25 protein-coding genes are annotated in these 23,108 nt (G+C 69.7%); 15 read left to right on the plus strand and 10 right to left on the minus strand.

Annotated features, from left to right (window positions below):
• Positions 1–141: 141 nt before the first annotated feature.
• The 11 genes from BJ998_RS39220 (at position 142) to BJ998_RS39270 (ending at position 12,969) form a co-directional block, all read left to right on the plus strand.
• Positions 142–3,003: a glycoside hydrolase family 2 protein gene (locus tag BJ998_RS39220; RefSeq protein ID WP_184868291.1), complete on the plus strand. Its 2,862-nt coding sequence runs from the start codon at positions 142–144 to the stop codon at positions 3,001–3,003.
• 180 nt (positions 3,004–3,183) lie between these two features.
• A complete protein-coding gene (locus BJ998_RS39225; RefSeq protein WP_184868292.1) occupies positions 3,184–4,455 on the plus strand; it encodes an ABC transporter substrate-binding protein in 1,272 nt (423 codons plus the stop codon).
• 2 nt (positions 4,456–4,457) lie between these two features.
• Positions 4,458–5,408 (plus strand): carbohydrate ABC transporter permease, encoded by a 951-nt coding sequence (locus BJ998_RS39230; RefSeq protein WP_221339532.1) that lies wholly within the window; start codon positions 4,458–4,460, stop codon positions 5,406–5,408.
• Entirely contained in the window at positions 5,405–6,223 is an 819-nt protein-coding gene (locus tag BJ998_RS39235) for a carbohydrate ABC transporter permease (RefSeq protein ID WP_184868294.1), read from the plus strand. The genes BJ998_RS39230 and BJ998_RS39235 overlap by 4 nt, the downstream gene beginning before the upstream one ends.
• A complete protein-coding gene (locus BJ998_RS39240; RefSeq protein WP_184868295.1) occupies positions 6,224–7,564 on the plus strand; it encodes a GH1 family beta-glucosidase in 1,341 nt (446 codons plus the stop codon).
• A gap of 9 nt (positions 7,565–7,573) precedes the next feature.
• Complete coding sequence (locus BJ998_RS39245; protein WP_184868296.1) at positions 7,574–8,590, plus strand: LacI family DNA-binding transcriptional regulator; 1,017 nt, start codon at positions 7,574–7,576, stop codon at positions 8,588–8,590.
• A 25-nt stretch (positions 8,591–8,615) separates the two neighbouring features.
• Positions 8,616–9,332 carry a PIG-L deacetylase family protein gene (locus tag BJ998_RS39250; protein ID WP_184869218.1) on the plus strand — a complete coding sequence of 239 codons (717 nt, stop codon included), beginning with the start codon at positions 8,616–8,618 and terminating at the stop codon, positions 9,330–9,332.
• 101 nt (positions 9,333–9,433) lie between these two features.
• Positions 9,434–10,012, plus strand: coding sequence for a TetR family transcriptional regulator (locus BJ998_RS39255; RefSeq protein ID WP_184868297.1), 579 nt, complete (start codon positions 9,434–9,436; stop codon positions 10,010–10,012).
• Positions 10,009–10,809, plus strand: a complete 801-nt coding sequence (locus BJ998_RS39260) for a dienelactone hydrolase family protein (RefSeq protein ID WP_184868298.1) — start codon at positions 10,009–10,011, stop codon at positions 10,807–10,809. Before BJ998_RS39255 ends, BJ998_RS39260 begins: the two co-directional genes overlap by 4 nt.
• Entirely contained in the window at positions 10,806–12,206 is a 1,401-nt protein-coding gene (locus BJ998_RS39265; RefSeq protein ID WP_184868299.1) for an amidohydrolase, read from the plus strand. Before BJ998_RS39260 ends, BJ998_RS39265 begins: the two co-directional genes overlap by 4 nt.
• Positions 12,199–12,969 (plus strand): maleylpyruvate isomerase family mycothiol-dependent enzyme, encoded by a 771-nt coding sequence (locus BJ998_RS39270; RefSeq protein WP_184868300.1) that lies wholly within the window; start codon positions 12,199–12,201, stop codon positions 12,967–12,969. Before BJ998_RS39265 ends, BJ998_RS39270 begins: the two co-directional genes overlap by 8 nt.
• 31 nt (positions 12,970–13,000) lie before the next feature.
• Here BJ998_RS39270 and BJ998_RS39275 read toward each other — a convergent pair whose 3' ends face one another.
• Positions 13,001–13,459 (minus strand): protein-tyrosine phosphatase family protein, encoded by a 459-nt coding sequence (locus tag BJ998_RS39275; protein WP_221338291.1) that lies wholly within the window; start codon positions 13,457–13,459, stop codon positions 13,001–13,003.
• A complete protein-coding gene (locus tag BJ998_RS39280) occupies positions 13,456–14,157 on the minus strand; it encodes a coiled-coil domain-containing protein (protein WP_184868301.1) in 702 nt (233 codons plus the stop codon). Before BJ998_RS39280 ends, BJ998_RS39275 begins: the two co-directional genes overlap by 4 nt.
• Positions 14,158–14,412: 255 nt before the next feature.
• Here BJ998_RS39280 and BJ998_RS39285 point away from each other — a divergent pair, with 255 nt between their 5' ends.
• Both BJ998_RS39285 and BJ998_RS39290 read left to right on the plus strand, forming a co-directional pair.
• A complete protein-coding gene (locus BJ998_RS39285) occupies positions 14,413–15,354 on the plus strand; it encodes a chitinase (protein ID WP_184868302.1) in 942 nt (313 codons plus the stop codon).
• A 210-nt stretch (positions 15,355–15,564) separates the two neighbouring features.
• Complete coding sequence (locus BJ998_RS39290; protein ID WP_184868303.1) at positions 15,565–16,029, plus strand: heme-degrading domain-containing protein; 465 nt, start codon at positions 15,565–15,567, stop codon at positions 16,027–16,029.
• Positions 16,030–16,172: 143 nt separating this feature from the next.
• Here the strand turns inward: BJ998_RS39290 and BJ998_RS39295 are convergent, their stop codons facing one another.
• A complete protein-coding gene (locus tag BJ998_RS39295) occupies positions 16,173–17,564 on the minus strand; it encodes a glycoside hydrolase family 28 protein (protein WP_184868304.1) in 1,392 nt (463 codons plus the stop codon).
• 388 nt (positions 17,565–17,952) lie between these two features.
• Here BJ998_RS39295 and BJ998_RS39300 point away from each other — a divergent pair, with 388 nt between their 5' ends.
• Positions 17,953–18,354 carry an amidase gene (locus BJ998_RS39300; protein WP_184868305.1) on the plus strand — a complete coding sequence of 134 codons (402 nt, stop codon included), beginning with the start codon at positions 17,953–17,955 and terminating at the stop codon, positions 18,352–18,354.
• A gap of 178 nt (positions 18,355–18,532) precedes the next feature.
• Here the strand turns inward: BJ998_RS39300 and BJ998_RS39305 are convergent, their stop codons facing one another.
• The 7 genes from BJ998_RS39305 to BJ998_RS48100 form a co-directional block, all read right to left on the minus strand.
• The gene (locus BJ998_RS39305; protein ID WP_184868306.1) at positions 18,533–18,955 is read right to left on the minus strand and encodes a DUF6292 family protein; all 423 of its coding nucleotides are present in this window, start codon (positions 18,953–18,955) and stop codon (positions 18,533–18,535) included.
• Between the two features lie 38 nt (positions 18,956–18,993).
• The gene (locus BJ998_RS39310; protein WP_184868307.1) at positions 18,994–19,506 is read right to left on the minus strand and encodes an ATP-binding protein; all 513 of its coding nucleotides are present in this window, start codon (positions 19,504–19,506) and stop codon (positions 18,994–18,996) included.
• Between the two features lie 74 nt (positions 19,507–19,580).
• A complete protein-coding gene (locus tag BJ998_RS39315) occupies positions 19,581–20,189 on the minus strand; it encodes a hypothetical protein (RefSeq protein WP_184868308.1) in 609 nt (202 codons plus the stop codon).
• Complete coding sequence (locus BJ998_RS39320; RefSeq protein ID WP_312890530.1) at positions 20,189–21,328, minus strand: toxic anion resistance protein; 1,140 nt, start codon at positions 21,326–21,328, stop codon at positions 20,189–20,191. The genes BJ998_RS39315 and BJ998_RS39320 overlap by 1 nt, the downstream gene beginning before the upstream one ends.
• Positions 21,325–21,597, minus strand: a complete 273-nt coding sequence (locus tag BJ998_RS48090) for a hypothetical protein (RefSeq protein ID WP_246488747.1) — start codon at positions 21,595–21,597, stop codon at positions 21,325–21,327. Before BJ998_RS48090 ends, BJ998_RS39320 begins: the two co-directional genes overlap by 4 nt.
• Positions 21,549–21,809 (minus strand): hypothetical protein, encoded by a 261-nt coding sequence (locus tag BJ998_RS48095; protein WP_246488748.1) that lies wholly within the window; start codon positions 21,807–21,809, stop codon positions 21,549–21,551. Before BJ998_RS48095 ends, BJ998_RS48090 begins: the two co-directional genes overlap by 49 nt.
• Before the next feature lie 4 nt (positions 21,810–21,813).
• Positions 21,814–22,143: a hypothetical protein gene (locus BJ998_RS48100; RefSeq protein WP_246488749.1), complete on the minus strand. Its 330-nt coding sequence runs from the start codon at positions 22,141–22,143 to the stop codon at positions 21,814–21,816.
• A 190-nt stretch (positions 22,144–22,333) separates the two neighbouring features.
• Here BJ998_RS48100 and BJ998_RS39330 point away from each other — a divergent pair.
• Positions 22,334–23,108, plus strand: a 775-nt coding sequence (locus BJ998_RS39330; RefSeq protein ID WP_221338292.1) for an AMP-binding protein, incomplete at its 3' end; no start/stop codon positions are given.

The raw sequence follows: 23,108 nt of genomic DNA on the forward strand, positions 1-23,108 counted from the left end.
GATAGCTTAGCGCACGAGGGGGAAAGATCGAAATCGGGGGGTGGCGGGGCGCTGAGCTGGGGAAATGGAGGGCTTCCGGTGGTGGGGGTTGTGTGTTAGGAAACCTTCTGAACTATTTCGGCGGGCGGGGAGCTGGGGTTGATGAGACGAACGCTGGGCACGGCGCTGGCGTGCGCGGTGGTGATGAGCCTGGTGGCGGCCACGGCGGCGGTGCCGGGCGAGGCGGCGCCGGCGACTGGGGCGACGGGGCTGGAGACGCTGGGGCTGCACGGCTGGCAGGTGCAAAGCAGTGCGGACGCGAAGCAGTCGGGGGAGGAGGTGTCGAAGCCGGGCTTCGACACGGCGACCTGGCTGAAGGTGCGGCCGGATGACGGCGGGGCCCCGGGCACGGAGATCGGGGCGCTGGTGCAGAACGGGAAGTGCCCGAACGTCTACTTCTCGGACAACATGCGCAAGTGCTTCGGCTTCACGGACGACAACGCGGGCCCGGTGACGGTGCCGCAGTTCGCGGTGCCCTGGTGGTTCCGGACGGACTTCACGCCGGACCTCCGCAACGGCGGCACGGCGCAGCTGATCGTGAACGGCGTGATCGGCAAAGCGGACGTCTGGGTCAACGGCCGGCAGGTGGCGACGAGCGCCACGGTGACGGGCGCCTACACGAAGTTCACCTTCGACGTGTCGAAGATCCTCACCAACGGCCGCAACACGCTGGCCCTGGAGGTCTACCCGAACGACCCGGGCAAGATGTTCACGGTCTCCGACATCGACTGGAACCAGGTCCCGCCGGACAACAACACGGGCATCCACTTCCCGGTCCAGCTCAGGGTCTCGGGCGCCCTGACCAACGGCAACGCCCGCGTCCTGCAGGACAACGCGAAGGACCTGAGCCGCTCGACCCTGACGCCGAAGACGGACGTCGCGAACAACACCGACCGCACGGTCACGAGCCTGGCCAAGGCGACGGTCACCGCACCGGACGGTCGGAAGACGACGGTCCAGCAAACGGTGACCCTGGAGCCCCACACCACCCGGACGGTGACCTTCCACCCGATCGTCATCGACCACCCGAAGATGTGGTGGCCGTACTCCCTGGGCAGCCAGCCGCTGTACACGCTGACGACGGACGTGCAGGGCAGCGGCACGAGTGAGCAGTTCGGTATCCGCACGGTGACGACCGAGCTGGTCGGCCCCTCGCCGGCGGCTCCGGAGGGTGTCCGCCGCTACGCGATCAACGGCAAGCCGCTGGTGATCCGCGGCGCCGGCTTCGCGGAGGACCTTTTCCTGCGCTACGACTCGGCGGACATCGCCAGGCAGGTCGGGTTGCTCAAGAACATGGGCGTCAACCTGGTCCGCGTCGAGGGCCACTTCCTGCCGGACGACTTCTACCAGCAGATGGACCGCGCCGGCATCATGGTCAACGCCGGCTGGTCGTGCTGCGACCGGTGGGAGCTGCCCACGAGCGAGAAGGGCGTCACCGACGAGGACTTCAAGATCATCCAGCTGTCGGCGCAGACGGTCGGCGAACGGCTGCGCGACCACCCGAGCGTGATCACGTTCAACTGGAGCGACAACCAGCCGACGCCCCGCCAGGAGGCGGTGTCGCTGCAGGGCTTCAAGGACGCGGACTTCACGCAGCCGGTGGTGGCCTCGGCGGAGTACAAGGCCAGCCCGCAGCTGGGCCAGGCCGGCGAGAAGGAGGGCCCGTACGACTACGTGCCCCCGAGCTACTGGTACGACACCACGCACTTCGACCCGACCGACGACTCCCGCACCAACGTGGGCGGCTCCTGGGGCTTCGACAGCGAGCAGAGCGCCGGCGACACGGTGCCGACGCTGGACTCGCTGAACCGCTTCATGAGCGCGGACGAGCAGGCCAAGCTGTGGCAGGACCCGGCCTACAACCAGTACCACCTGAACTTCGAGGCCGACCACGGCGGCTACAACTTCGGCACGCTGTTCACCTTCGACACGGCCATGGCCAACCGCTACGGCCAGTGGTCGAGCCTGCGGCAGTACGTGCAGCAGGCGCAGGTGCAGAACTACGAGAACACCCGCTCGCAGTTCGAGGCGTTCATCGACCACTCGACCAACCAGCCGACGCCGGCCACCGGCACGATCTACTGGCAGGGCAACAAGGGCTGGCCGAGCCTGCTCTGGACGCTCTACAACAACGACGGCGACCAGGCCGGCAGCTTCTTCGGCGCGAAGAAGGCCAACGAGCCGCTGCACGTGCTGTACTCCTACGACGACGGCGGCGTCACGATCGACAACCTGGGCGCCGACATGCAGGACGGCCTGACCGTCCAGTCCAAGGTCTACGACACCAGCGGCAAGGTGCTGGACGACCAGCGGTCGGCCCCGACCAGCCTGGCCAGCCAGCAGGTCCGCAACGACGTGCTGAAGCCGAAGACGCCCGCGGTCACCACGCCGCCGGCCAAGGCCGGCACGTACTTCGTGGAGCTGTTGCTGCGCAAGGGAAACCAGGTCGTGGACCGCAACGTCTACTGGCTGTCCACGCAGCAGGACGTCGTCGACTGGCCGGCGAGCTACGGCAACCCGCAGGCGACCATGACCCAGTACGCGGACCTTCAGGGTCTCCAGGGCCTCCAGCAGGCCAAGGTCTCCGCGGTGGCGGCGTCGCAGAAGCAGCGGGACGGCAAGCAGGCCACGAAGGTGACGGTCACGAACACCTCGAAGCAGCCGATCGTCGGCTTCTTCCTGCGGGCGGACATCCGCCGCGGCAATGCGGACGGCACCGAGAAGCCCGGCGACAACCAGGTGACTTCGGGCCTGTGGAGCGACAACGACGTCACGCTGTGGCCGGGGGAGTCCCAGACCCTCACGGTCACCTACGACGCGGCGGACCTGCGCGGGGCCACGCCGGTGGTCAGTCTCCAGGGCTGGAACCTGCCGAGGTTCGACGTGAAGGCGGGCAGCGATCTGGTCTCCTGCGCGGCGCAGGAGGCGGCTGCGGCCGCCCGCGACATCCTGCACGTGGGGTGACGGAGCGGTAACCTAGCGGCGCCGTCGGAGCTTCCGGCGGCGCCGCTTTTCTGCCCCAGGGAACTGGGAGCGCTTCCAGAATTTCGGTCACGAGATGGCCTCACCCTGTTGACGAAGCCGTAGAAGCCCTACAAACTCGCCCGCAGCGTCTGGAAGCGCTTCCAGAATGGAGCGGAGCACATGCGTCACAGACTTCTCGCGACCGCCGTCGCGGCGGCCGTCATCGCCGGCACCGTCACGGCGTGCGGCGCCGGCGACGCCGCCGACGGCAAGGTCCACCTGACGATCGCCACGTTCGGCGAGTTCGGCTACGAGGACCTGCTCAAGCAGTACCAGGCCGACCACCCGAACATCGTCGTCACACAGCACAAGGTCGGGCAGGCCGCGCCGCACCACAAGGAGCTGTTCACCAAGCTCGCGGCCGGTTCGGGGCTGGACGACATCGAGGCCATCGAGGAGGGCTACCGGGCCCAGGTGATGGCCAAGTCCGACAAGTTCAACGACCTGAGCAAGATCGGCCCGGCCGACGCCGGCCCGGACCGCTGGCTGCCGTGGAAGTACGAGGCCGGCAAGTCCAAGGACGGCAAGCTGATCGGCTACGGAACCGACATCGGCCCGCTGGCCATGTGCTACCGCACGGACCTGCTGCAGGCCGCCGGCCTGCCCAGCGACGCCGACGGCGTGAAGGCGCTGTTCAGCAGCTGGCAGAGCTACTTCGACGCCGGCAAGACCTACGTGCAGAAGACCGGCAAGCCCTGGTTCGACACGTCGACCCAGATCTTCAACGCCATGCACAACCAGCACGACGTCGGCTACTACGACCAGAACGACAACCTGGTGGTGGCGACCAACCCCGACATCCAGAAGGACTGGAACGCGGTCACGCAGGCCATCGCCGACAAGGAGTCGGCCAAGCTGGTGTCGTTCAGCAACGAGTGGCAGGCCGGCTTCAAGACCAGCGGCTTCGCCACCACCGTCTGCCCCGCCTGGATGCTCGGCTCGATCGAGCAGAACTCGGGTCCGGACAACAAGGGCAAGTGGGCCGTCTCCTCGGCCTTCCCCGACGGCGGCGGCAACTGGGGCGGCTCGTACCTCACGGTTCCGTTGCAGAGCAAGCACCCCAAGGAGGCCGCCGAGCTCGCGGCCTGGCTGACCGCGCCGCAGCAGCAGATCAAGGCGTTCGTGGCCAAGGGGCCGTTCCCCAGCCAGGTGCAGGCCCTGCAGTCGCCCGAGCTGCTCAACACCACCAACGCCTACTTCGCCGACCCGAAGACCGGCGCGCTGTACGCCGAGCTGGCCAAGAAGCTGACCAAGGCCCAGTACAAGGGTCCGGCCGACGGCCAGATCCAGGACGACGTGTTCGCACCGGCGCTGCAGGCGGTGGAACAGGGCAAGTCCGCTGCCGATGGCTGGCAGCAGGCCGTGGCCGGCGCACAGAAGGCAGCGAAGTGACGCTGACTCGACTGCCCGCCCGGCGACCGGAGGCCACCGCTCCGGTCGCCGGGCGGCCGGACCGCTGGTCCAAACTGGATCTCAAGGTCTCGCCCTACGTCTATGTCGCGCCGTTCTTCGTGGTGTTCGCGGTGGTCGGCCTGTTTCCGTTGCTGTACACCGCATACGTGTCGCTGTTCGACTGGCGGCTCGGCGACGACACGGCGAAGTTCCTCGGCGCCGGCAACTACACCGAGCTGCTGGCCGACCCGCAGTTCTGGAACGCGCTGCTCAACACGGTCAGCATCTTCCTGCTCTCCAGCGTGCCGCAGGTGATCGTCGCGGTCGCGGTGGCCGCGCTGCTGAACACGAACCTGAGGCTGCGCACCGGTTTCCGGATGGGCGTGCTGGTGCCGTACGTGGCCAGCCTGGTGGCGGTCGGCATCATCTTCGGCAACCTGTTCGGCGTCAACTACGGCCTGGTCAACTCGGTGCTCGACATGGTCGGCATCGGCCGGATCGACTGGCAGGCCAACCGGCTGGCCAGCCACATCGCCATCGCCACCATGGTGAACTGGCGCTGGACCGGCTACAACGCGTTGATCGTGCTGGCCGCCATGCAGGCCATTCCGCCGGAGATGAACGAGGCGGCGATGATCGACGGTGCCGGCCCATGGCGGCGGTTCACCAGTATCACGCTGCCGATGCTGCGGCCGACCATCATCTTCGTGGTGATCACGTCGACCATCGGCGGCCTGCAGATCTTCACCGAGCCCAAGCTGTTCAGCGCGATGCCCGGCTCGGACACCGGTGGCTCGACCGGCCAGTTCCAGACCGTGACGCTGTACCTGTACCAGTCCGCGTTCGACAACCAGCGGCTCGGCTACGCCAGCGCCATCGCCTGGGTGCTGTTCCTGGTGATCGTGATCGCCGCGGTGGGCAACTACTTCATCACCAGGAGGCTGGCCCGATGACCCGCCGACCGGGTTTCCTCGTCTACGGCCTGCTGGTGGCCTTCATCCTCGGTTCGGTGTTCCCGATCTACTGGTCGTTCCTGGTGCCCAGCCACGGCAACGACATCCTCACCGACAAGGTGCCGCCGCTGCTGCCCGGCGGCAACTTCTTCAGCAACGCCCAACAGGTGCTGGACACGATTCCGTTCTGGCACGCGCTGATGAACAGCGTCATCGTCTCCGGCTCGGTCGCGCTGTCGGTCGTCGTCTTCTCGACGCTGGCCGGCTTCGCCTTCGCCAAGCTGCAGTTCCGTGGCAGCAACGTCCTTTTTGTGCTCGTCGTCCTGACGATGGCGGTGCCGACGCAGCTCGGCATCATCCCGCTCTACATGGCCATGGCCGACTTCGGCTGGGCCGGCCACCTGCAGGCGGTGATCGTGCCCAACCTGGTCAGCGCGTTCGGCGTGTTCTGGATGCGTCAGTACCTGGCCGACGCGGTGCCGTCCGAGCTGATCGAGGCGGCCCGCTCGGACGGCTGCTCGATGATCCGCGTCTTCTGGCACGTCGCCGTGCCGGCGTCCCGCCCGGCCGCGGCCATGCTCGGCCTGTTCACGTTCATGCAGTCCTGGAACGACTTCCTGTGGCCGCTGATCGCGCTTGACCAGAACAACCCGACCATCCAGCTGGCCCTGGAGCAGCTCCAGGCCGGCTACTACGTCAACTACGCACTGGTGCTAGCCGGCACCACGCTGGCAACGATCCCGATCTTCCTGCTGTTTGTCGCGGTCGGGCGCCAGCTCGTCGCCGGCATCATGCAGGGCGCCGTGAAGGGGTGAATGGTGTTCCCGGAAGGATTCCTGTGGGGCGCGGCGACCGCCGCCTACCAGGTGGAGGGCGCGGCGGCCGAGGACGGCCGGTGCGAATCCGTGTGGGACGTGTTCAGCCGGACACCCGGCCGGGTCGCCGGCGGCGACACCGGGGACGTGGCGGCCAACCACTACCACCTGCTCGACGTCGACCTGGCGCTGATGACCGAGCTGAACCTCAACGCCTATCGGTTCTCCGTGTCGTGGCCCCGGGTCATCGACGACGACGGCGCGGTCAACCGCAAGGGCATCGACTTCTACGAACGGCTCGTCGACGGTCTGCTCGATCGTGACATCACGCCGTTTCTCACGCTGTACCACTGGGATCTGCCGCAGCGGCTGGAGGATCGCGGCGGCTGGGCCAACCGGGACACCGCGCAGCACTTCGCCGACTACGCCCAGGTCGTGCACGACGCGCTCGGCGACCGCGTCCAGAACTGGACCACGCTGAACGAGCCTTACTGCGCCTCGCTGCTCGGTTACGGGGCCGGCGTGCACGCCCCGGGCCGGCGCGAGCCCCGCGCCGCGGCCGCCGCCGTGCACCATCTCCTGCTGGCGCACGGCCTCGCCCGCTCGATCATCCGGTCGAACGTCAGCATCACGCTGAACCTCTACCCGGTCGACCCGGTCAACCCCGACGACCCGGTCGACGTGGACGCCGCCCGGCGGGTCGACGGCCTGCAGAACCGGCTGTTCCTGGACCCGGTGCTGTGCGGGAGGTACCCGGCCGACGTACTGGCCGACCTGGAGCCGCTGGGGTTCGCCGACCACATCCGGTCCGGCGACCTGGCCCTGATCGGCGCCCCGCTGGACTCGCTCGGCGTCAACTACTACACCGGCCACCACGTCACCGGGCAGCCCGGCGGAACCACCCCGGAATGGATCGGCTCCGAACACGCGCACAACGTGAGCCGGAATCTGCCGACGACCGCGATGGGCTGGGAGGAATTGCCCGAGGGATTGTTCACGGTGCTGAACCGCCTGCATCACGAATACCCGCGGCTGCCCATTCACATCACCGAGAACGGCGCCGCCTACGACGACGTCGCCGACCACCGCGGCTTCGTCGACGACCCTGCCCGGCAGCGGTATTTCGAACAGCATCTGCGGGCCGTGGAGAAGGCGATCGAGGCCGGCGTTGACGTGCGCGGCTACTTCGCCTGGTCGCTGCTGGACAACTTCGAGTGGGCCGAGGGCTACGCGAAAAGGTTCGGCATAGCGCATGTCGACTTCGACACCTTCGACCGCACTCCTAAGCTGAGCGGCAGGTGGTACGCAACGGTGGCGAGGGCGAACGCCCTGCCGGAGTAGGGGTTCAGCGTGGTCGACGAAGGCCGGGAGGTCCCGACCCTCGACGAGGTGGCCAGGGTGGCCGGGGTGTCCCGGTCCACCGCCTCACGGGTGATCAACGGCCGGACCTACGTCAGCGCGAAGGCGCGCGAGGCGGTCGCGCGGGCCGTGACCAGCCTCGGCTACAGCCCGAACATGCTGGCCAGGTCGCTGGCGATGAAGCGGACCAACTCGATCGCGCTGGTGGTCTCCGAGCACGGCGACCGCGTGCTCGGAGACCCGTTCTTCGCCCGGGTGCTGCGCGGCGTGCACGCCGGCCTGGCCGGCAGCGGGCTGCAGCTCGTGCTGTTGATGGCGCAGGACGAGCAGGACCACGGCTCCATGGCCAACTACCTGACCTCCGGGCACGTGGACGGGGCGCTGGTGGTCAGCCTGCACGGCGAGGACCCGCTGCCGGGGCAGCTGGTCGCCTCCGGGGTGCCGGTGGTGCTGTGCGGGCGGCCGCTGGCCAAGGTCGAGGTGCCGTACGTGGACGCGGACAACTTCAACGGCGCCGGGCAGGCCGCGCAGTACCTGATCGACCAGGGCCGCCGGCACATCGGCACCATCGCCGGGCCGCGGGACATGGCCGTGGGCATCGACCGGCTCAGCGGCTGGCGGCGCACGCTGTCCATGGCCGGCCGGCCCACCGACACCATCGTGCACGCCGACTTCAGCCTGGAGGGCGGCACGGCGGCGATGGAGCAGCTGCTGATCGCCCATCCCAACCTGGACGCGGTGTTCGTGGCGTCGGACCTGATGGCCATCGGGGCGCTGCACGTGCTGCGCGGGCGTGGAATCCGCGTTCCCGAGGACGTCGCGGTGATCGGCTTCGACGACTCGGGGCTGGCCGCGACGTCGGTGCCGCCGCTGACCACGGTCCGGCAGCCGATAGAGGAACTGGGGCGGACGATGACGTGGCGGCTGCTCGCGCAGTTCGAGGGCGACGACGACCTGCCGCCGTCGGTGCTGCTGCCGACCGAGTTGATCCGCCGCGACACGGCGTGACCGAGGTACCGTTGCGGCCGTGACGATGCCCGAGCCGCTGGAGCCCATCGACGAGTCCTTCGACAGCGTGTTGGCGCTCGTGGCGCACCCGGACGACCTCGAGTACGGCACGGCCGCGGCGATCGCGCGCTGGACGGCCCAGGGCAAGCGCGTCGTCTACGGCCTGGCGACGAGCGGCGAGGCCGGCATCGACGGCCTCGACCCGGAGCAGTGCGGTCCGCTGCGCGAGGCCGAGGAGCGGGCTGGGGCCGCGATCGTCGGCGTGGACGTGGTGGAGTTCTACGGCTTCCCGGACGGTGTCGTGGAGTACGGGCTGCCGCTGCGCCGGGCCTTCGCCGAGGCCATTCGCCGGCACCGGCCGGACGTCGTCGTGACGAGCAGCTGGCGGGAGTTCTGGGGGCCGGGCAATCCCAACCAGGCCGATCACATCGCCGTCGGCCGGGCCGCGCTGGACGCCACCCGCGACGCGGCGAACCGGTGGGTCTTCCGGGACCTCGGCCTGGAGCCGTGGAAGGCCAAGCACATGTTCGTCGCCGCCGGCCCGAACGCGCGGCACGGCGTCGACGTGACGGCCACCTTCGACCTCGGTGTCGCGTCGCTGGAGGCGCACGCCGAGTACCTGCGGGGCCTGGTCGACAACCCGATGAGCGATCCGCGCGAGTTCCTGGAGTCGACCGGGCGGCCCACCGGCGCCCTGCTCGGGGCCAAGTACGGCGTCGCTTTCGAGGTGATCGACCTGTAGCGGCCGGCTCGTCCCGTCCGGCCCGCGCGTGTCCTCAAGACCGACAAACCCTGGTGAACGGCTGGTCCGGCCGGCCGTGTGGCCGCTGCTACGGTCGATGCATGTCCCGATCCGACGCCACCAGGGCCCGCCTGCTGGAGGCCGCCACCGAGGAGTTCTCGCGCTACGGCATCGCCGGCGCCCGGGTGGACCGGATCGCGGCCGCCGCCCAGGCGAACAAGAACCTGATCTACGTCTACTACACCAACAAGGAGACGCTGTTCCGCGCCGTGTTCGAGGCGCACGTGGTGCGGCTGCTGGACGAGGTGCCGTTCACGGTGGCGGACCTGCCCGGCTACGCGGGCCTGCTGTACGACTTCTTCCGGGCCAACCCGCGCCTGCTGCGGCTGGCCGGTTGGTTCCGGCTGGAGCAGGGCGACTACGACGAGGCGCTGACGGAGATCGCCAAGTCCAACGGGGAGAAGGTGGCGGCGATCGCGCGGGCGCAGGCCGACGGGTGGATCGACGACCGATACCCGCCCGAGGTGGTGCTGACCCTGGTGCTGGCGACCGCGGCGGCGTGGGGCTCGGGCAACCCGGTCACCGTGCCGACCTACGATGAGCCCGACCCCAAGATCGTTCGCGCGGCGATCGAGGCCGCGGTCCGCGGCGTCGTCGTGGGAAAGGACTCGGCAGCATGAGCGACGCGCCCACCTCCGACCTCACCGGCTGGCGCAAGGCGCCGTTCACCGGCGCCGGCCTGACCTACGACTGCTACGAGAAGGGCGAGGGGCCGGGCGTGGTGCTGGTGCCCGAGGTCCCGGGCATCACGCCGGAGGTGCTCGGCCTCGCCGATCACCTCGTCGACCAGGGCTTCACCGTGGTGGTGCCGTCGCCGTTCGGCACGCCGGGCAAGCCGATGTCCGTGGGCTACGTGCTCGGGACCATCGCCCGGCTGTGCGTGTCGGCCGAGTTCAGGGCGTTCACCGCGAACGCGCAGCGGCCGATCACCCAGTACCTGCGCGCGGTCGCCCGTGACCTGGCCGGCCGCACGCCGGGCAAGGGCGTCGGCGTGATCGGCATGTGCTTCACGGGCGGTTTCGCGCTGGCCACGGCCGTCGAGGACGTGGTGTTGGCGCCGGTGATGAGCCAGCCCTCGGTGCCGTTCCCGATCGGCGCCGCCCGCCGGGCCGACCCGGGCGTGTCGGAGGAGGAGCTGCGGACCGTCGTCAAGCGCACCGAGGACGGCCTGTGCGTGATGGGCCTGCGGTTCAGCGAGGACCCGGCCGTGCCGGCCGAGCGGTTCGCGACGCTGCGCAAGCGGCTCGGCGACGCGTTCGAGGTGATCGAGCTGGACTCCAAGCCGGGCAACCCCGGCGGCTTCGGCAAGCGGGCGCACTCGGTGCTGACCGCCGAGGTCCGCGACCGGCCGGGGCACCAGGCGCTGGCCGCGCGCGACCGGGTCGTGGCGTTCCTGCGCGAGCGGCTGTCCGCATGACGGATCTGGTGCTGCGCAACGTGCATCGGCACGGGCGGCTGGTGGACGTGCAGGTGAGTGGGGGAGTGGTCACAGCTTTCGCCGAGCCCGGAACGCCGGCCGGCGAGGAGATCGACGGCCAGGGCGGCCATCTGCTGCCGGGGCTGGTCGACGCCCACGTGCACATGCAGCAGTGGGCGGCGACCAGGCGACGAATTCCGTTGGGGCAGGCCAACTCCGCCGCGGAGGCGGTCGAGCTCGTCCGCACCGGTGCGGACGACTGGGTGTTCGGCGCGAACTTCGTCGACGGCCTGTGGCCGGACGCGCCGCACAAGGACCTGCTGGAGGCGGCCATGCCGGGCCGCAAGGTCGCGATGTTCAGCAGCGACCTGCACACGCTCTGGCTGAGTCCCGCGGCGCTCAAGGAACTCGCCCTGGATCACCCGACCGGCGTACTCGTCGAGGCGGAGTGCATGGCCGTCACGGCCCGGCTGCCGGCCGGCGACACCGACGCGTGGGTGCTGGAGGCCGCCGACGCGGCGGCCGCCCGCGGCGTCACCAAGATCGTCGACTACGAGCTGACCGACACCATCGCCGACTGGAAGCGGCGGCTGGCCATCCGGCCGCCGTCGGTGCGGGTGGCGGGCGTGATCGCCAAGCACCTGCTGGAGCTGACCATCGAACGCGGCTACCGGACCGGTTCGGTGGTGCCGGGCAGCGACGGTTTGCTGACCGTGGGGCCGTACAAGCTGTTCGTGGACGGGTCGCTGAACACGCGGACCGCCTACTGCCACGAGCCGTACGACGGTCACGGGCACGGCATGGTCGTCGTCCCGCCGGAGGAACTGGTGCCGCTGATGCGGCGGGCCTGGGAGAACGGGATCGTGCCGGCGGTGCACGCGATCGGCGACCGGGCCAACGAGATCGCGCTGGACGCCTTCGAGGAGGTCGGCTGCCTGGGGCGGATCGAGCACGCGCAGCTGGTGTCGGAGCGGGACCTGTCCCGGTTCGCACAACTCGGCGTGATCGCCTCCGTGCAGCCAGCGCATGCGCCGGACGACCGTGACGTCGCCGACCGGCACTGGGCCGGCCGCACCGCTCGGGCCTTCCCGTACCAGTCGCTGCTGGCGGCCGGTGCGACGCTGGAGATCGGATCGGACGCCCCGGTCGCGCCGCTGGACCCGTGGGACGGCATCGCCAGCGCCGTCACCCGCACCGACGACTCGCGGCCGGCGTGGCACCCGGAGCAGCGGATCCCGCTGGATGTCGCGCTGGCCGCGGCGTGCGGCGGGCGCCGCTCGGTCGAGGTCGGAGACGAGGCGGATCTCCTTGTCGCGGAACGGGATCCGGCTGCGGGGGAGTTGCGGGACATGCCGATCGTGCTGACCATGCTCGGAGGACGGATCACCCATGGCTGAGGACACCCTGCCGTACTCGACCTACTGCGAGGCCGTCTCGCGGGAGGTGACCCGCATCGGCGCGGTCGCTCGTGCCCACGACCTCTCGGCCGCGGTGCCGTGCTGTCCGGAGTGGACACTCGCCGACGTGGTCAAGCACGTCGGCGTGCTCCAGCAGTGGTTCGCCGCGATGATCGACCGACGGTCGCCGGAGCGGCTTCCCTTCCAGGACGTCGACTACGGCGTGCCGGCGGCCGTCGCCGACTACCCGGACTGGTTGGTGGACCGCCACGTCGAGGTCGGCAAGGTGCTTCGCGCCGCCGATCCGGATGCCGCGATGTGGACGTGGGGCCCCGGCGGCACCGTGCGGTTCTGGGTGCGGCGCATGGCCATGGAGTGCCTCATCCACCGCTACGACGCCGAGCTCGCCGCCGGTTCACCGACGGAGTTCGACCCCGTGTTGGCCGCGGACGGCGTTGCCGAGTTCCTGGTGAACCTGCCCTCCGCGGTGACGTTCACCCCCGGCGTCGCCGAGTTGCGCGGCGACGGCCGGACCATCGGCTTCGGCGTCTGGGGCACCGAGGTCGACTGGACCGTTCGCCTCGACCCCGACTCCTTCGGCCTGGTGCCCGCCGTCCCCGATCCCGACGCCACCGTGAGCGCCGAAACCGTCGAGGCCCTGCTCCTGCTCGTCTACGGCCGGATCGGCGCCGACGACCCGCGGATCAAGACCACCGGCGACCCGGCGCTGCTGGAAAGGTGGTTCACGTACTCGAAGTTCTGAGCCGTCAGCGCCGGTAGCGACGGGCGTCGGGTCAGGAGGTGAGCGTCCTTACCCATTCGCGCTGCTGCTCGGTGTCCGGCACCGGGTAGCCGCGGGCCTTGGTGATCCGCGCCCACGCGTCGTCGGGCTCCAGACCGCGCAGCACCATGATCGAGGCCGCCAGCAGGGACGACCGGCCGATGCCGGCCCAGCAGTGCGTGACGATGCCGGCGCCGGCGTCTAGGCGGGCGGCGAGGTCGCGCAGCACGGGCAGGATCTGGTCCCGGTCGGGGACGGTCCAGTCCGGGATGGGCAGGTGCACGAACTCGAGGCCGGCGGCGACGGCGGCCTTCGGTTCGTCGGTGAGGCCGGCGTCGGCGAAGTCCTCGTCGGTGAGCGCGCAGACGAGGATGTCCACACCGGCGGCCCGCAGCGTCGGCAGGTCACCGAGCCGGGGCTTGGCCATGGTGCTGAGCCGACCGGGACCGGGCAGGTCGACGGTGTAGATCACTCGTCGGCCATCCGGGCCAGCTCGGCGACGGCCTGCTCGGCGGTGGCGCGGGCGGCGACCAGTCGTTCGCGGAACTCGTTGTGCAGGGCCCGCATCCGGGCGGTGTGCTCGTCGGCGGCGGCGGTCTGCTGCCGTGCGTGCTCGTCGGCCTCGCGGACGGTGAGCGCCGCCCGCTCCTCGGCGAACCGGGTCACCTTCGCGGCCTCGGCCCGCGCCCGGGCCATCAGCTGCTCGTGCTCGCGGCTCAGCTTGGCCTTGAGCTCGTCGTACTCGCGGTCGAGGGAGTCGTTGTGCTCGTTGTACTTCCGCTCCAGCTGCACCCGCCGCTGCTGCAGCTCGGCGCGCTGCTCGGCCAGCTCGCGCTCGGCGGCCCGGCGCTGCTCGGCGATCTCCTCGGCGGCCAAGTCCATCATCATGCGCACGCGCTCGTTGACGTTCTCCCCGGTCACCGGCTCGTCGGCCAGCTTGCGGACCCGCTCGCGCAGCGAGATCAGCTCCTCCTCGGCCGCGCCGAGCCGCTTGGCCAGCTCCGCGTTGCCGGCCCGGGCGAGATCCCGCTCCCGGGTGGCGGTGCGCAGGTCGAACTCGAGGCGTGTCACGCGTTCGTTCACCTGGCGCGTGTTGTAGCCCCGGAGGACCACGTCGAAGTGGTCGGGTCTGCGGGCGTCCGGGCCCGCCGCTTCGTCGGCACCTGCCATGCCTCCACCCTACTGAGACGATCACGGCGGCGTTCACCCGAACCGGGGATAGGGATCCTCCGGGTAGCCGTCTTGCGCCGACCATCCCGGCCAACCAGGCAAAGCGCCCGAACCGGCCACTATCTTGACGGCGTCGGGCCGTGGCCTTAGCGTCTGGGTGAATCCGTCAGGAAGGTTTCCTAACTATTGGGAACCACTCCCGGCGGACCGCACACCGCCGCCTTCCTCGTCCCTGCTAGGAAGGAAACCCTGTCCATGGCAAGCGCAGTTCGTCGCGCCATCGTCATCGCCGCCGCGGCCCTGCTGCCCGCCGCGGCGCTGGCGGCCGGCACGGCCGGTGCCACCGCGGCCACGCCCAAGTCCTTCCCCGCCAAGTTCGCCGCGCCCTACCTGGAGCTGTCCAGCAGCACCGTCGGCGACATGGCCGCGGACAAGAGCGCGTCCGGCGTCAGCCACTACACGCTGGCGTTCCTCATTCCCAAGAGCGGCTGCACGCCGCAGTGGGAGGCGGGCGGCTCCGCCGTCGGTGCGTTCAAGTCCCAGATCAGCTCGCTGCAGTCCCAGGGCGGCGACGTGATCATCTCCTTCGGCGGCGCCGAGGGCGGTGAGCTGGCCCTGACCTGCACCAACACCGGCAGCCTGCAGGCCGCGTACGCCAACGTCGTCAAGACCAACAACGTGCACCGGCTCGACTTCGACATCGAGGGCTCGCCGCTGAACAACAAGGCGTCCATCACGCGCCGCGACCAGGCGCTGGCCGCGCTGCAGAAGGCCGACCCGTCGGTGCAGGTCGACTTCACCCTGCCGGTCGACCCGGGCGGCCTGCCCAGCAACGCGCTCAACCTGCTCAAGGACGCCAAGGCCCAGGGCGTCAAGGTCAGCACCGTGAACATCATGACGATGGACTTCGGTGACGGCGAGAACGCCCTCAACGACGCCGAGTCCGCCGCCAAGGGCACGGCCAAGCAGTTGGCCAGCCTCTACGGCATCTCCTCCGCGCAGGCGTGGGCGATGCTCGGGCTGACCCCGATCGCCGGCAAGAACGACGACAACGAGAACTTCACCCAGGCCAACGCCAAGACGCTGCTGCAGTTCGCCAAGTCCAACGGCGTCAGCCTGCTGTCCTTCTGGGAGGTCCACTCCTACGACAAGAAGGTCGGCTACGCCTACTCGAAGATCTTCAACGGCATCGGCTGATTCGTTCCACCCCGATGGGCCCCGTCGCGCGGCGGGGCCCATCGGCCTGTCCTGGAGTTGTCGAGGGATTGCGCGGACGAGAACGAGTCGTTGTTGTTGACCCACGCTGCAGGGTGTGGGGTGCCGTCGGCACCGAACCCGTCTGGCGTCCGTGAAATCGGGCCCGCGGGCGGGCTTGCTCTTTCGCAACAGTGTTGATTAAGTCTGGGCATGGCTGACCCCGACCTCGACGAGCTCCGCGAGCAGGAACGCCGGCTCGTCTTCGACCGCTTCGACAACGACACCGCCTGGGCCCTCGGCGTGCAGATGGTCACCGCCGCACGGGAACGCGCGCTGCCGGTCGTGGTGTCCATCGAACGCAACGGGCAGCGCTTGTTCCACGCCGCCCTGCCCGGCACCGCCGCCGACAACGACGCCTGGGTGGAGCGCAAGTCCCGGGTCGTCCGCCGCTACGGCCGCAGTTCGTACCAGGTCGGCTGCCACTTCCGCGCCGGCGGCGGCACTTTCGAGGAGAAGTCCCGCCTCGACCCCGACCAGTACGCCGCCCACGGCGGCTCGTTCCCGCTCACCATCCGCGGCGTCGGCGTCGTGGGCTCCATCACCGTCTCCGGCCTGCCCCAGGCCGACGACCACGCCTTCGTGGTGCAACAGCTGGAGCGGTTCCTCGCTTCGTGACCGTCAGCCGGCCGGGCAAGGCGCGTCGATCAGTTCGGCGGTGGAACGGCAAGCGCAGGACCGGTGATCAGGGACGAGCATCGGGCCGTGGCCGGTCGTCGGGTGGCGTAGGCGGCCGGGGCCGGGCGGCGGGAGAACTGGCGTCATCCCAGCTTCTTGCCGTTCACCTTGACGTTGACCAGCTTCAGTCCGTCCACATTGGACAATGTGTTCTTGGTGTCGGAGACGCCGTCGAACGCGCAGTCCTGTGCGGTGAAGCCGGCGACGTGGTCGTCGGACAGGCCGCTGACGTCGAACACCTTGCCGTTGACCTTGCTGCTCGAGCAGTTGGTGATGGTGAACGGGCCGAACTTCGGCGGGTACTTGCCGGTCTGGCCGTTGTAGGTCACGGTCACGTACGCGACGGCGCGATCGAAGGTGCCGCTCACGCTGTCCAGGTTGATGTTCTGCGCGAAGCCGCCGCGCAGCGTGTTCGACTTGACGTACAGGGCGAACTTCGTGGCGCCGGTGACCTTGATCTTGTACGCGTACACGTTGCGGATGCCGCCGGTGAGCTCGCTGCCGCAGGTGATCGCGCCCCAGTTGCCGTTCATCGTGCAGTTGACGACCACGATGTTCTGCGACGGCACGTTGACCCGGCGGCCGTCGGCGTCGCGGCCGGACTTGATGGCGATGTTGTCGTCGTGCGCCCCGAGATTGCAGTTGCTGATCACGACGTGGTCGCAGGACTCGGGGTCGCAGCCGTCGGTGTTGGAGTGAGCGGTGCTCGGGTCGGTGCTCACGCCGTCGACGGTGACGTTCTTGCACAGCGTCGGATGCAGCTGCCAGAACATCGAGTTCTTCAGCGTGACGCCCTGGATCAGCACGGTGTCGCAGGAGTACGGCTCGATGAACGTGGACCGCATGGTGTGGCCGGAGCCGGGCAGGACCCGCTTCTCCGGCGGCACCCCCTTGGCCACCAGGTCGTCCAGGTAGGCGCGGTCACTGCCCTTGTTCCACGACGACGTGTTGGCGGCGTCGAGCACGCCACTGCCGGTGACGGCGATGTTCTGCTCGCCGTGCGCGTAGATCATGGGGGAGCGGTTCATGCACTCGATGCCCTCGTAGCGGGTGAGCACCGTCGGGAACTTCGAGGCGTCGCCGCTGAACTTGAGTGTCGCGCCGGCGGCGAGGTTCAGGTCGACGTTGCTCTTGAGATAGATCGCGCCCGTGACGTACGTGCCCTTGGCGACGACGACGTGCCCGCCGCCGGCCGCGTTGGCCGCCGAGATCGCCTTGGCGAAGGCCGCCGTGTTGTCGGTCTTGCCGTCCGCCACCGCGCCGTAGTCGGCGACCTTGAACGTGCGGTCCGGGAACACCGGCAGCTTGGTGTTGGCGACGATGTCGTTCGCCGCCGGCCAGGGCAGCGTCGGCACGTCGTGACCACGGCGCCCGGCCGCACCGGCCGGGGCGTCGAACAGCGGGGCCAGCCCGAGCGCACCGGTCACGGCGGCGCCGAGCTTGATGATCTGCCTGCGGGAGAGCGCGCCGGCCATCGACTTCTTCCTCCTCGGTGAGGGTCGCGGCGGCGGGCCGTCCGTAACTGTAAAGGTTTCCACGGCGGGAGTGGATGTGACGCGGGTCACAAGGTTGGGATGCGACAACACGCGTCCGACAGCCTCGGCGCCGATGCCAACGTTCCGGTGACGTTGCCGTTCATTGGTCCGCCATGAGCGACCGTTCAACTACCATTTGTGACCAGTCGAGGACCTACTGGAGCACCGTCGGCGCCGGGACGGCCGAGGCCCTCGCCACGGCTGTCACGCCCATCGTCTACACGCTTCGACCGGTCGCCGATCGCGGCCGTCGGAGTGAACGGACGACCGACACAGGGCGCTGATCAGGCGGTATCCTCTTCTGATCCGGCCGGTGGAGGAGGTTCAGGTGGTCGAGCCAACCCACGAGTTCCACCTCCTGCACGTGACCCAGTCGTGGCCGGCGCCGGACTACGACGACCCGATGTACGACGCCATCAAGGCCGACCCGCCCGCCGGCTGCGTGCCCGACGACTTCGGTGGCCTGTTCGGGCTCCGCTGCGCGCGCAGCGCCCCCACCCTGCTCGACGCCGTCGCCGAGGTCTGCCACGAGGTGCGGACCGCGCACGGACTGCTCATGACCGATCTGGGCATCGAGAAACTGTGGGAGTGGGCCCCCGACGGCCGTGACGGCTTCGGCGCCACCATCGTCGGCCAGCTGCTGCTGATGGCGTCCTCACGCGGACAGCAACTCGGCTACGACATCGAAGACCTCGTCCGCTTCATCCGCACCGCGGCGGCCGCCAAGTAACCCGGTCGGCGAGCGGGAGGTTCAGGCTGCCGCCGCCGGGATCGGTTGCCTCGGCGCTGAGGCGACCGAGCAGGGCGACAACATCCGGATCGGCAAGGAAACACGGCCGGGGCGAACATCGTGCCAGCCGCGGACAACGGGACGGCCGATCACCCCGAGTGTCTACAGTGGATGATCGTCAGGCGGCCAGGCCGTCCTCGGCGCGGGCGGCGAGCCGCCACACCAGCTCCTCGGCCTGCTCGGCGTCGAGGGCGGGCGGCGGATCGGGTTGGCCCGGGCACCTTCCGGCGATCACGTCCTCGACGAACCGGTGGACCTCGTCCGCCTCGGCGAGCACGTCGTCGCCGAGATAGGCCAGCACCACCGGGTCGTCGGCGGGCGCCGTCTCCAGCGCGACCGACCAGCCGTGCCGCTCGTCCCACAGCAGCATCAGGTCCAGTTCCGGGAACGCCGGGCTGCGGCGGTGCAGCGCCAGATAGGCGCTGGACAGTTCGCTCACCTCGTAGTGCACGGCGTGCCGGGGCACGCGCAGCGAGGAGGCGACGGCGAAGACGTAGCGGGACAGGCCCCGCGCGGTGAGACTGTCGGGATCAACATTCACGACCGCCGGTTACCCGCGATACCGCGTTTCGAAACCGGTCACATCCGAAAATCCTGCGGACCGCCCAGCGCGCTCAGGATCCGTTGCATCACCTGCGGGTCGACACCGAGCGGCTCGTCGGCCAGCGCCTCGGCGGCGGGCGACCGGCGCTGCTCGCGACGCGGCAGCGGCACCGACTTGGCGGTCATGTTGTTCGGCAGCGGCAGTTCGCTCCACAGCCGCGTGCCGTACGCGGTGGGCACGACGCCGATGCGCGCGCCGGAGACCTCCGGTGACACCACGGGACGAGTGGCCACCTGCTCGTCCTCGACCTCGATAACCAGACCGTCGCCCTGCAGCCGCAACCGCACGGTCAGGAAGCCGGCGACCCCCGAACCGGCGTTGTCCACCACCGCGGCGACAAGGTGCCGCCCGACCTGTGTCGCCAACGGCACGAGAGGTCGCAGCGACCACTCCATCAGGGAGAAGCGGACGAACATCTCGGCGACGTTGACAGCACTCGGCGTCGCCACCAAGCGCAGGTCGTCCACCTGGGAGGTCTGGTTGTTCAACCGAGTTCCTTCCCGCAGTCGGTGCAGTGGTGCCGCGTATCTTGCCAACCTGCGCGAACGTTACGCCAGGCGGGTCACTTATCGTCGCGACGCGCCCGGCCCTCGAGGTAACGGGTGTGGTCGGCCTGGCGCCGCGAGTCGGCGTCGTAGAACTCCTCCGCGAGCCGCTTCGCCTCCTGTTCCAGCAGGTCGAGCTGGGTGAGCAGCTGCTCGGCGGCGCTCGGCTCGCTGGCCACGCGGCGGGTCACGGCGTACCACCACGGCATGTTCAGGAATGTTTGCACCGTCAACGGCAGGTCGGTCGCGGCGATCCGGGCGACCGCGTGCAGGGTGTCCGGGTAGGCGCTCAGCTCCGCCGGACGGGCGAGCAGACCGCAGAGCACCTCGGCGATCCGGTCCAGCCGTTCGACGGCCTCGGCCGGCATCCGATTGCCGAGCCCGCGCACCCGCGCCACGAGTGCGTCCAGCCCGCGCAGCAACGCCTCGGCCTCCTCCGCGGGCTGCGGCGGCATCAGCCGCACCCGCTCGGGCGGGGCGGCCAGCGCGCCGGCGGCGTACAGCGCGGCGACCACCCCGAGCCAGTAGTCGCCCCCGACGCCGGCGAGATGCAGACCGAGCCCGACCAGTCCGCCCGCGCAGCCGGCGATGTTCTTCGTCGACCCCAGATATCTGCTGACGCCCATCACTGGTATCCGCGAATGTCTTTGAAGACGTCGGACAACGACTCGCTGCGCCCGTCGAACATTTTGCCGCCGGTGGCGGCGGCGATGGCGGTCATGTCGGCCTGGTCGCCCTCGCCGAACAGCACCGGGAACACCGGCGTGCCCTTGAGCCGGTCCGGAACCCCGGCGACGAAAGCCGTGAAACCGTTCAGGTCGTCGCCCTCGTTGTTCGCGCCGTCGGTCATCAGCACGATCGACGTGAACCGGTCCGGGTCGGCGTCGGACTGCTGCTCCAGGATCTGGTACGCCTTCTCCAGGCTGGTGTAGATCGCGGTGTCGCCGTCGGCCACCAGCCCGTCCGCGGTGCGCTTGATCTGGTCGAGCGCCGACACCGTCGTGCCGGCCGCGCGGTCCACGCCACGGATCAACTCGTCGTTGTTGCGTCGCAACACGTCCAGCGCGAGGTAGCCCTGGACGCAGAGGGCCAGCTGGGTGAGCAGGTCCTGATGCCGTTGTCGCACCGGGAAAAGCACCTCGGCCCGGACCGCGTTGGCCCGTGCCGGATCGGCGAGGTCCATGATGGACGCCTGGCGGTCGACCGCCTCGTCCACCGCGCCGGCCATCGCGGCTGCCTCGGACAGCTTGCCCATGGCCTCCCACAGGCGTTCCCGCTCGCCCTGGATCGCCGCGTTGTCCCGGCGCAGGTCGTCCTGGCGGGCCCGCAGCGAGCGGACGACGGCGTTGATCGGCGCGTCGGCGGCCTGGTAGCGGGCCAGCAGCTTCTTCGCCGGGTTGCCCAGGCTGATGCCGAACACCCTGCGCCCGGCCGGATCCAGTTCGTTGATCCGCTGCCGCAGCTCGGTCAGGCTCACGCCGACCTGGTCGGCCGGCGGGTGCACGCCCCGCACGGTCCGGTCCAACAGCCGGCCGGCGATCGCCGCCGCCACCCGCATCTCGGCCTCGCCCAGCGCCAGAACCCGGCCCACCGGCACGGAGAAGTCCGGCGCCATCGGGTCCATCGCGCCGAGCTCGGCGGCGATGCGCTCGGCGTCGTCGGCCAGTTCGACCAGCCGATCCGCCGGCACCGGCACCATGTCGGTGGCGTGGGACGGCGACACCGCGCCGACCGGCTCCGGCGCGGTCAACGGCCGCTCGCTCACGACCCGTACTGCTTTCCGACGGCCTCCAGCAGGCGTTCGAGCGTCTCGAACGACGGCGGGTCGACGGTGTCCACCAGTGAGGTCGGCAGCGGCAGCTTGTGCCCGCCGACGACCTGCGTGAAGTACCTGGGGTCCTGCGTGCGGAAACCGAAGGTGGCGGCCAGGGAAGCCAGTTCCGGGTCGCTGTTGAGCAACTGCCCGACCTGGTCGCCCGGACCCTTCAGCGCGACGAGCGTGTGCTTGGAGTAGACGGTGGGGGACAGGTACACAGGCGCATGTCGGGCTTGATCGAACCGTCGTCGCGCACGAGCCGATCCGCGTACTGCGCCTCGTACACCAGCACCATGGGGTTGTGGCCGATGCCGGCGGACAGGTAGTCCTCGAACGGCGCGTCCGTGCTGTTCTGGGTGTAGCCCTGGTCGGTGAACAGCTTGGTGACCTTGGGCAGCACGGCGGTCTCCTGCTCCGGCGTGTTCACCACGTTGTCACGGTGCGTAGGTGTGCGAGTTGGCGTGGTCGTGCTGGATGCGGTCGGCCGCGGGGCTGCTGGAGGGGAAGGCGAAGTCGTACTTCGACAGGTCCGTCTGGGTGGCCATCGGCCGAGAGCCGGCCGGATCCACCCGCACGTCCAACCCGTGCCGGGCGAACGCGTCCCTGACCCGCTGGTCGGTGAAGAAGGCCAACTTCTCCGAGCCGATGACGCCGCGCACGGTGGTCAGCTGGGCGCTTTCGGTGGCGTCGCGGCCGAATATCACGGCCAGTGCCACCCCGGTCACCAGGACGACCGCGAGGCCGATGCTGATCAGCCGCTTCACCCTTGTCTCCCAAAGGTTTTCCGGTCGCGACGCCGCATGCGCCGCTGGTGACGATCATCGCCCCGGCCGCGCGGGCGCAGTCGGGAGTCGGCCGGATCGCGGCATGAATTCTTGGTGAACGAGGGCGGCCGTTGCCATACCAACCGGTCGGTACTAACGTGGCCGGCAGTCGTCCAACGGAGGTCGCCGCGTGATCGTCAGCACCATGCAGGAGTACCCGCTCACCATCACAGCGATCATGCGCCACGGCGCCGCCGTGTACGGCGGCAGCGAGTGCGTGACGAACACCGGCGCCGGCTTCCGCCGCGCCACCTTCGCCGAGATCGCCGCCAACGCCGAGCGGCTCGCCGCCGCGCTGACCAGGCTGGGCGTCGGGGCGGGCGACCGGGTCGCCACCTTCTGCTGGAACAACCAGGAGCACCTGGAGGCGTACTTCGCGGTGCCCGGCATGGGCGCGGTGCTGCACACGCTGAACATCCGGCTGTTCCCGGAGCAGCTGTCGCACATCGTCAACCACGCCGAAGACAAGATCATCATGGTGGACGACACCCTGGTGCCGCTGCTCGCCCGCAGCCTGGCCGACCTCGGCGCGGTCGAGAAGTTCATCGTGGTCGGCGACGGCGACGCCGGCGTGCTCGGCGACCGTGTCGTGCGGTACTCCGACATCATCGCCGCCGAGGAGCCCGGCTTCGCGTGGCCCGAGCTGGACGAGCGGTCCGCGGCGACCATGTGCTACACGAGCGGAACCACCGGCAACCCCAAGGGAGTCGTCTACTCACACCGGTCGTCCTACCTGCACGCCATGGCCGTGCTGTCGGCGTCCCTGATGGGCATCACCGAGGCCGACCGGGTGCTGACCATCGTGCCGATGTTCCACGTCAACGCGTGGGGCCTGCCGTACGGCGCTTTCCTGTCCGGCGCCACCCTGCACATGCCCGGCCCGTTCATGATGCCCGACCAGCTGA

It is taken from the genome of Kutzneria kofuensis, assembly GCF_014203355.1.
GTDB lineage: Bacteria > Actinomycetota > Actinomycetes > Mycobacteriales > Pseudonocardiaceae > Kutzneria > Kutzneria kofuensis.

Bases quoted from the DNA above. Each gene is read 5' to 3' on its own strand.
- BJ998_RS39280 (WP_184868301.1), bottom strand. From the start codon at position 14,157: ATGGCAGGTGCCGACGAAGCGGCGGGCCCGGACGCCCGCAGACCCGAC.
- BJ998_RS39225 (WP_184868292.1), top strand. From the start codon at position 3,184: ATGCGTCACAGACTTCTCGCGACCGCCGTCGCGGCGGCCGTCATCGCC.
- BJ998_RS39265 (WP_184868299.1), top strand. From the start codon at position 10,806: ATGACGGATCTGGTGCTGCGCAACGTGCATCGGCACGGGCGGCTGGTG.
- BJ998_RS39260 (WP_184868298.1), top strand. From the start codon at position 10,009: ATGAGCGACGCGCCCACCTCCGACCTCACCGGCTGGCGCAAGGCGCCG.
- BJ998_RS39295 (WP_184868304.1), bottom strand. From the start codon at position 17,564: ATGGCCGGCGCGCTCTCCCGCAGGCAGATCATCAAGCTCGGCGCCGCC.
- BJ998_RS39240 (WP_184868295.1), top strand. From the start codon at position 6,224: ATGGTGTTCCCGGAAGGATTCCTGTGGGGCGCGGCGACCGCCGCCTAC.
- BJ998_RS39235 (WP_184868294.1), top strand. From the start codon at position 5,405: ATGACCCGCCGACCGGGTTTCCTCGTCTACGGCCTGCTGGTGGCCTTC.
- BJ998_RS39270 (WP_184868300.1), top strand. From the start codon at position 12,199: ATGGCTGAGGACACCCTGCCGTACTCGACCTACTGCGAGGCCGTCTCG.
- BJ998_RS39285 (WP_184868302.1), top strand. From the start codon at position 14,413: ATGGCAAGCGCAGTTCGTCGCGCCATCGTCATCGCCGCCGCGGCCCTG.
- BJ998_RS39255 (WP_184868297.1), top strand. From the start codon at position 9,434: ATGTCCCGATCCGACGCCACCAGGGCCCGCCTGCTGGAGGCCGCCACC.
- BJ998_RS39315 (WP_184868308.1), bottom strand. From the start codon at position 20,189: ATGGGCGTCAGCAGATATCTGGGGTCGACGAAGAACATCGCCGGCTGC.
- BJ998_RS39220 (WP_184868291.1), top strand. From the start codon at position 142: ATGAGACGAACGCTGGGCACGGCGCTGGCGTGCGCGGTGGTGATGAGC.
- BJ998_RS39250 (WP_184869218.1), top strand. From the start codon at position 8,616: ATGCCCGAGCCGCTGGAGCCCATCGACGAGTCCTTCGACAGCGTGTTG.
- BJ998_RS39290 (WP_184868303.1), top strand. From the start codon at position 15,565: ATGGCTGACCCCGACCTCGACGAGCTCCGCGAGCAGGAACGCCGGCTC.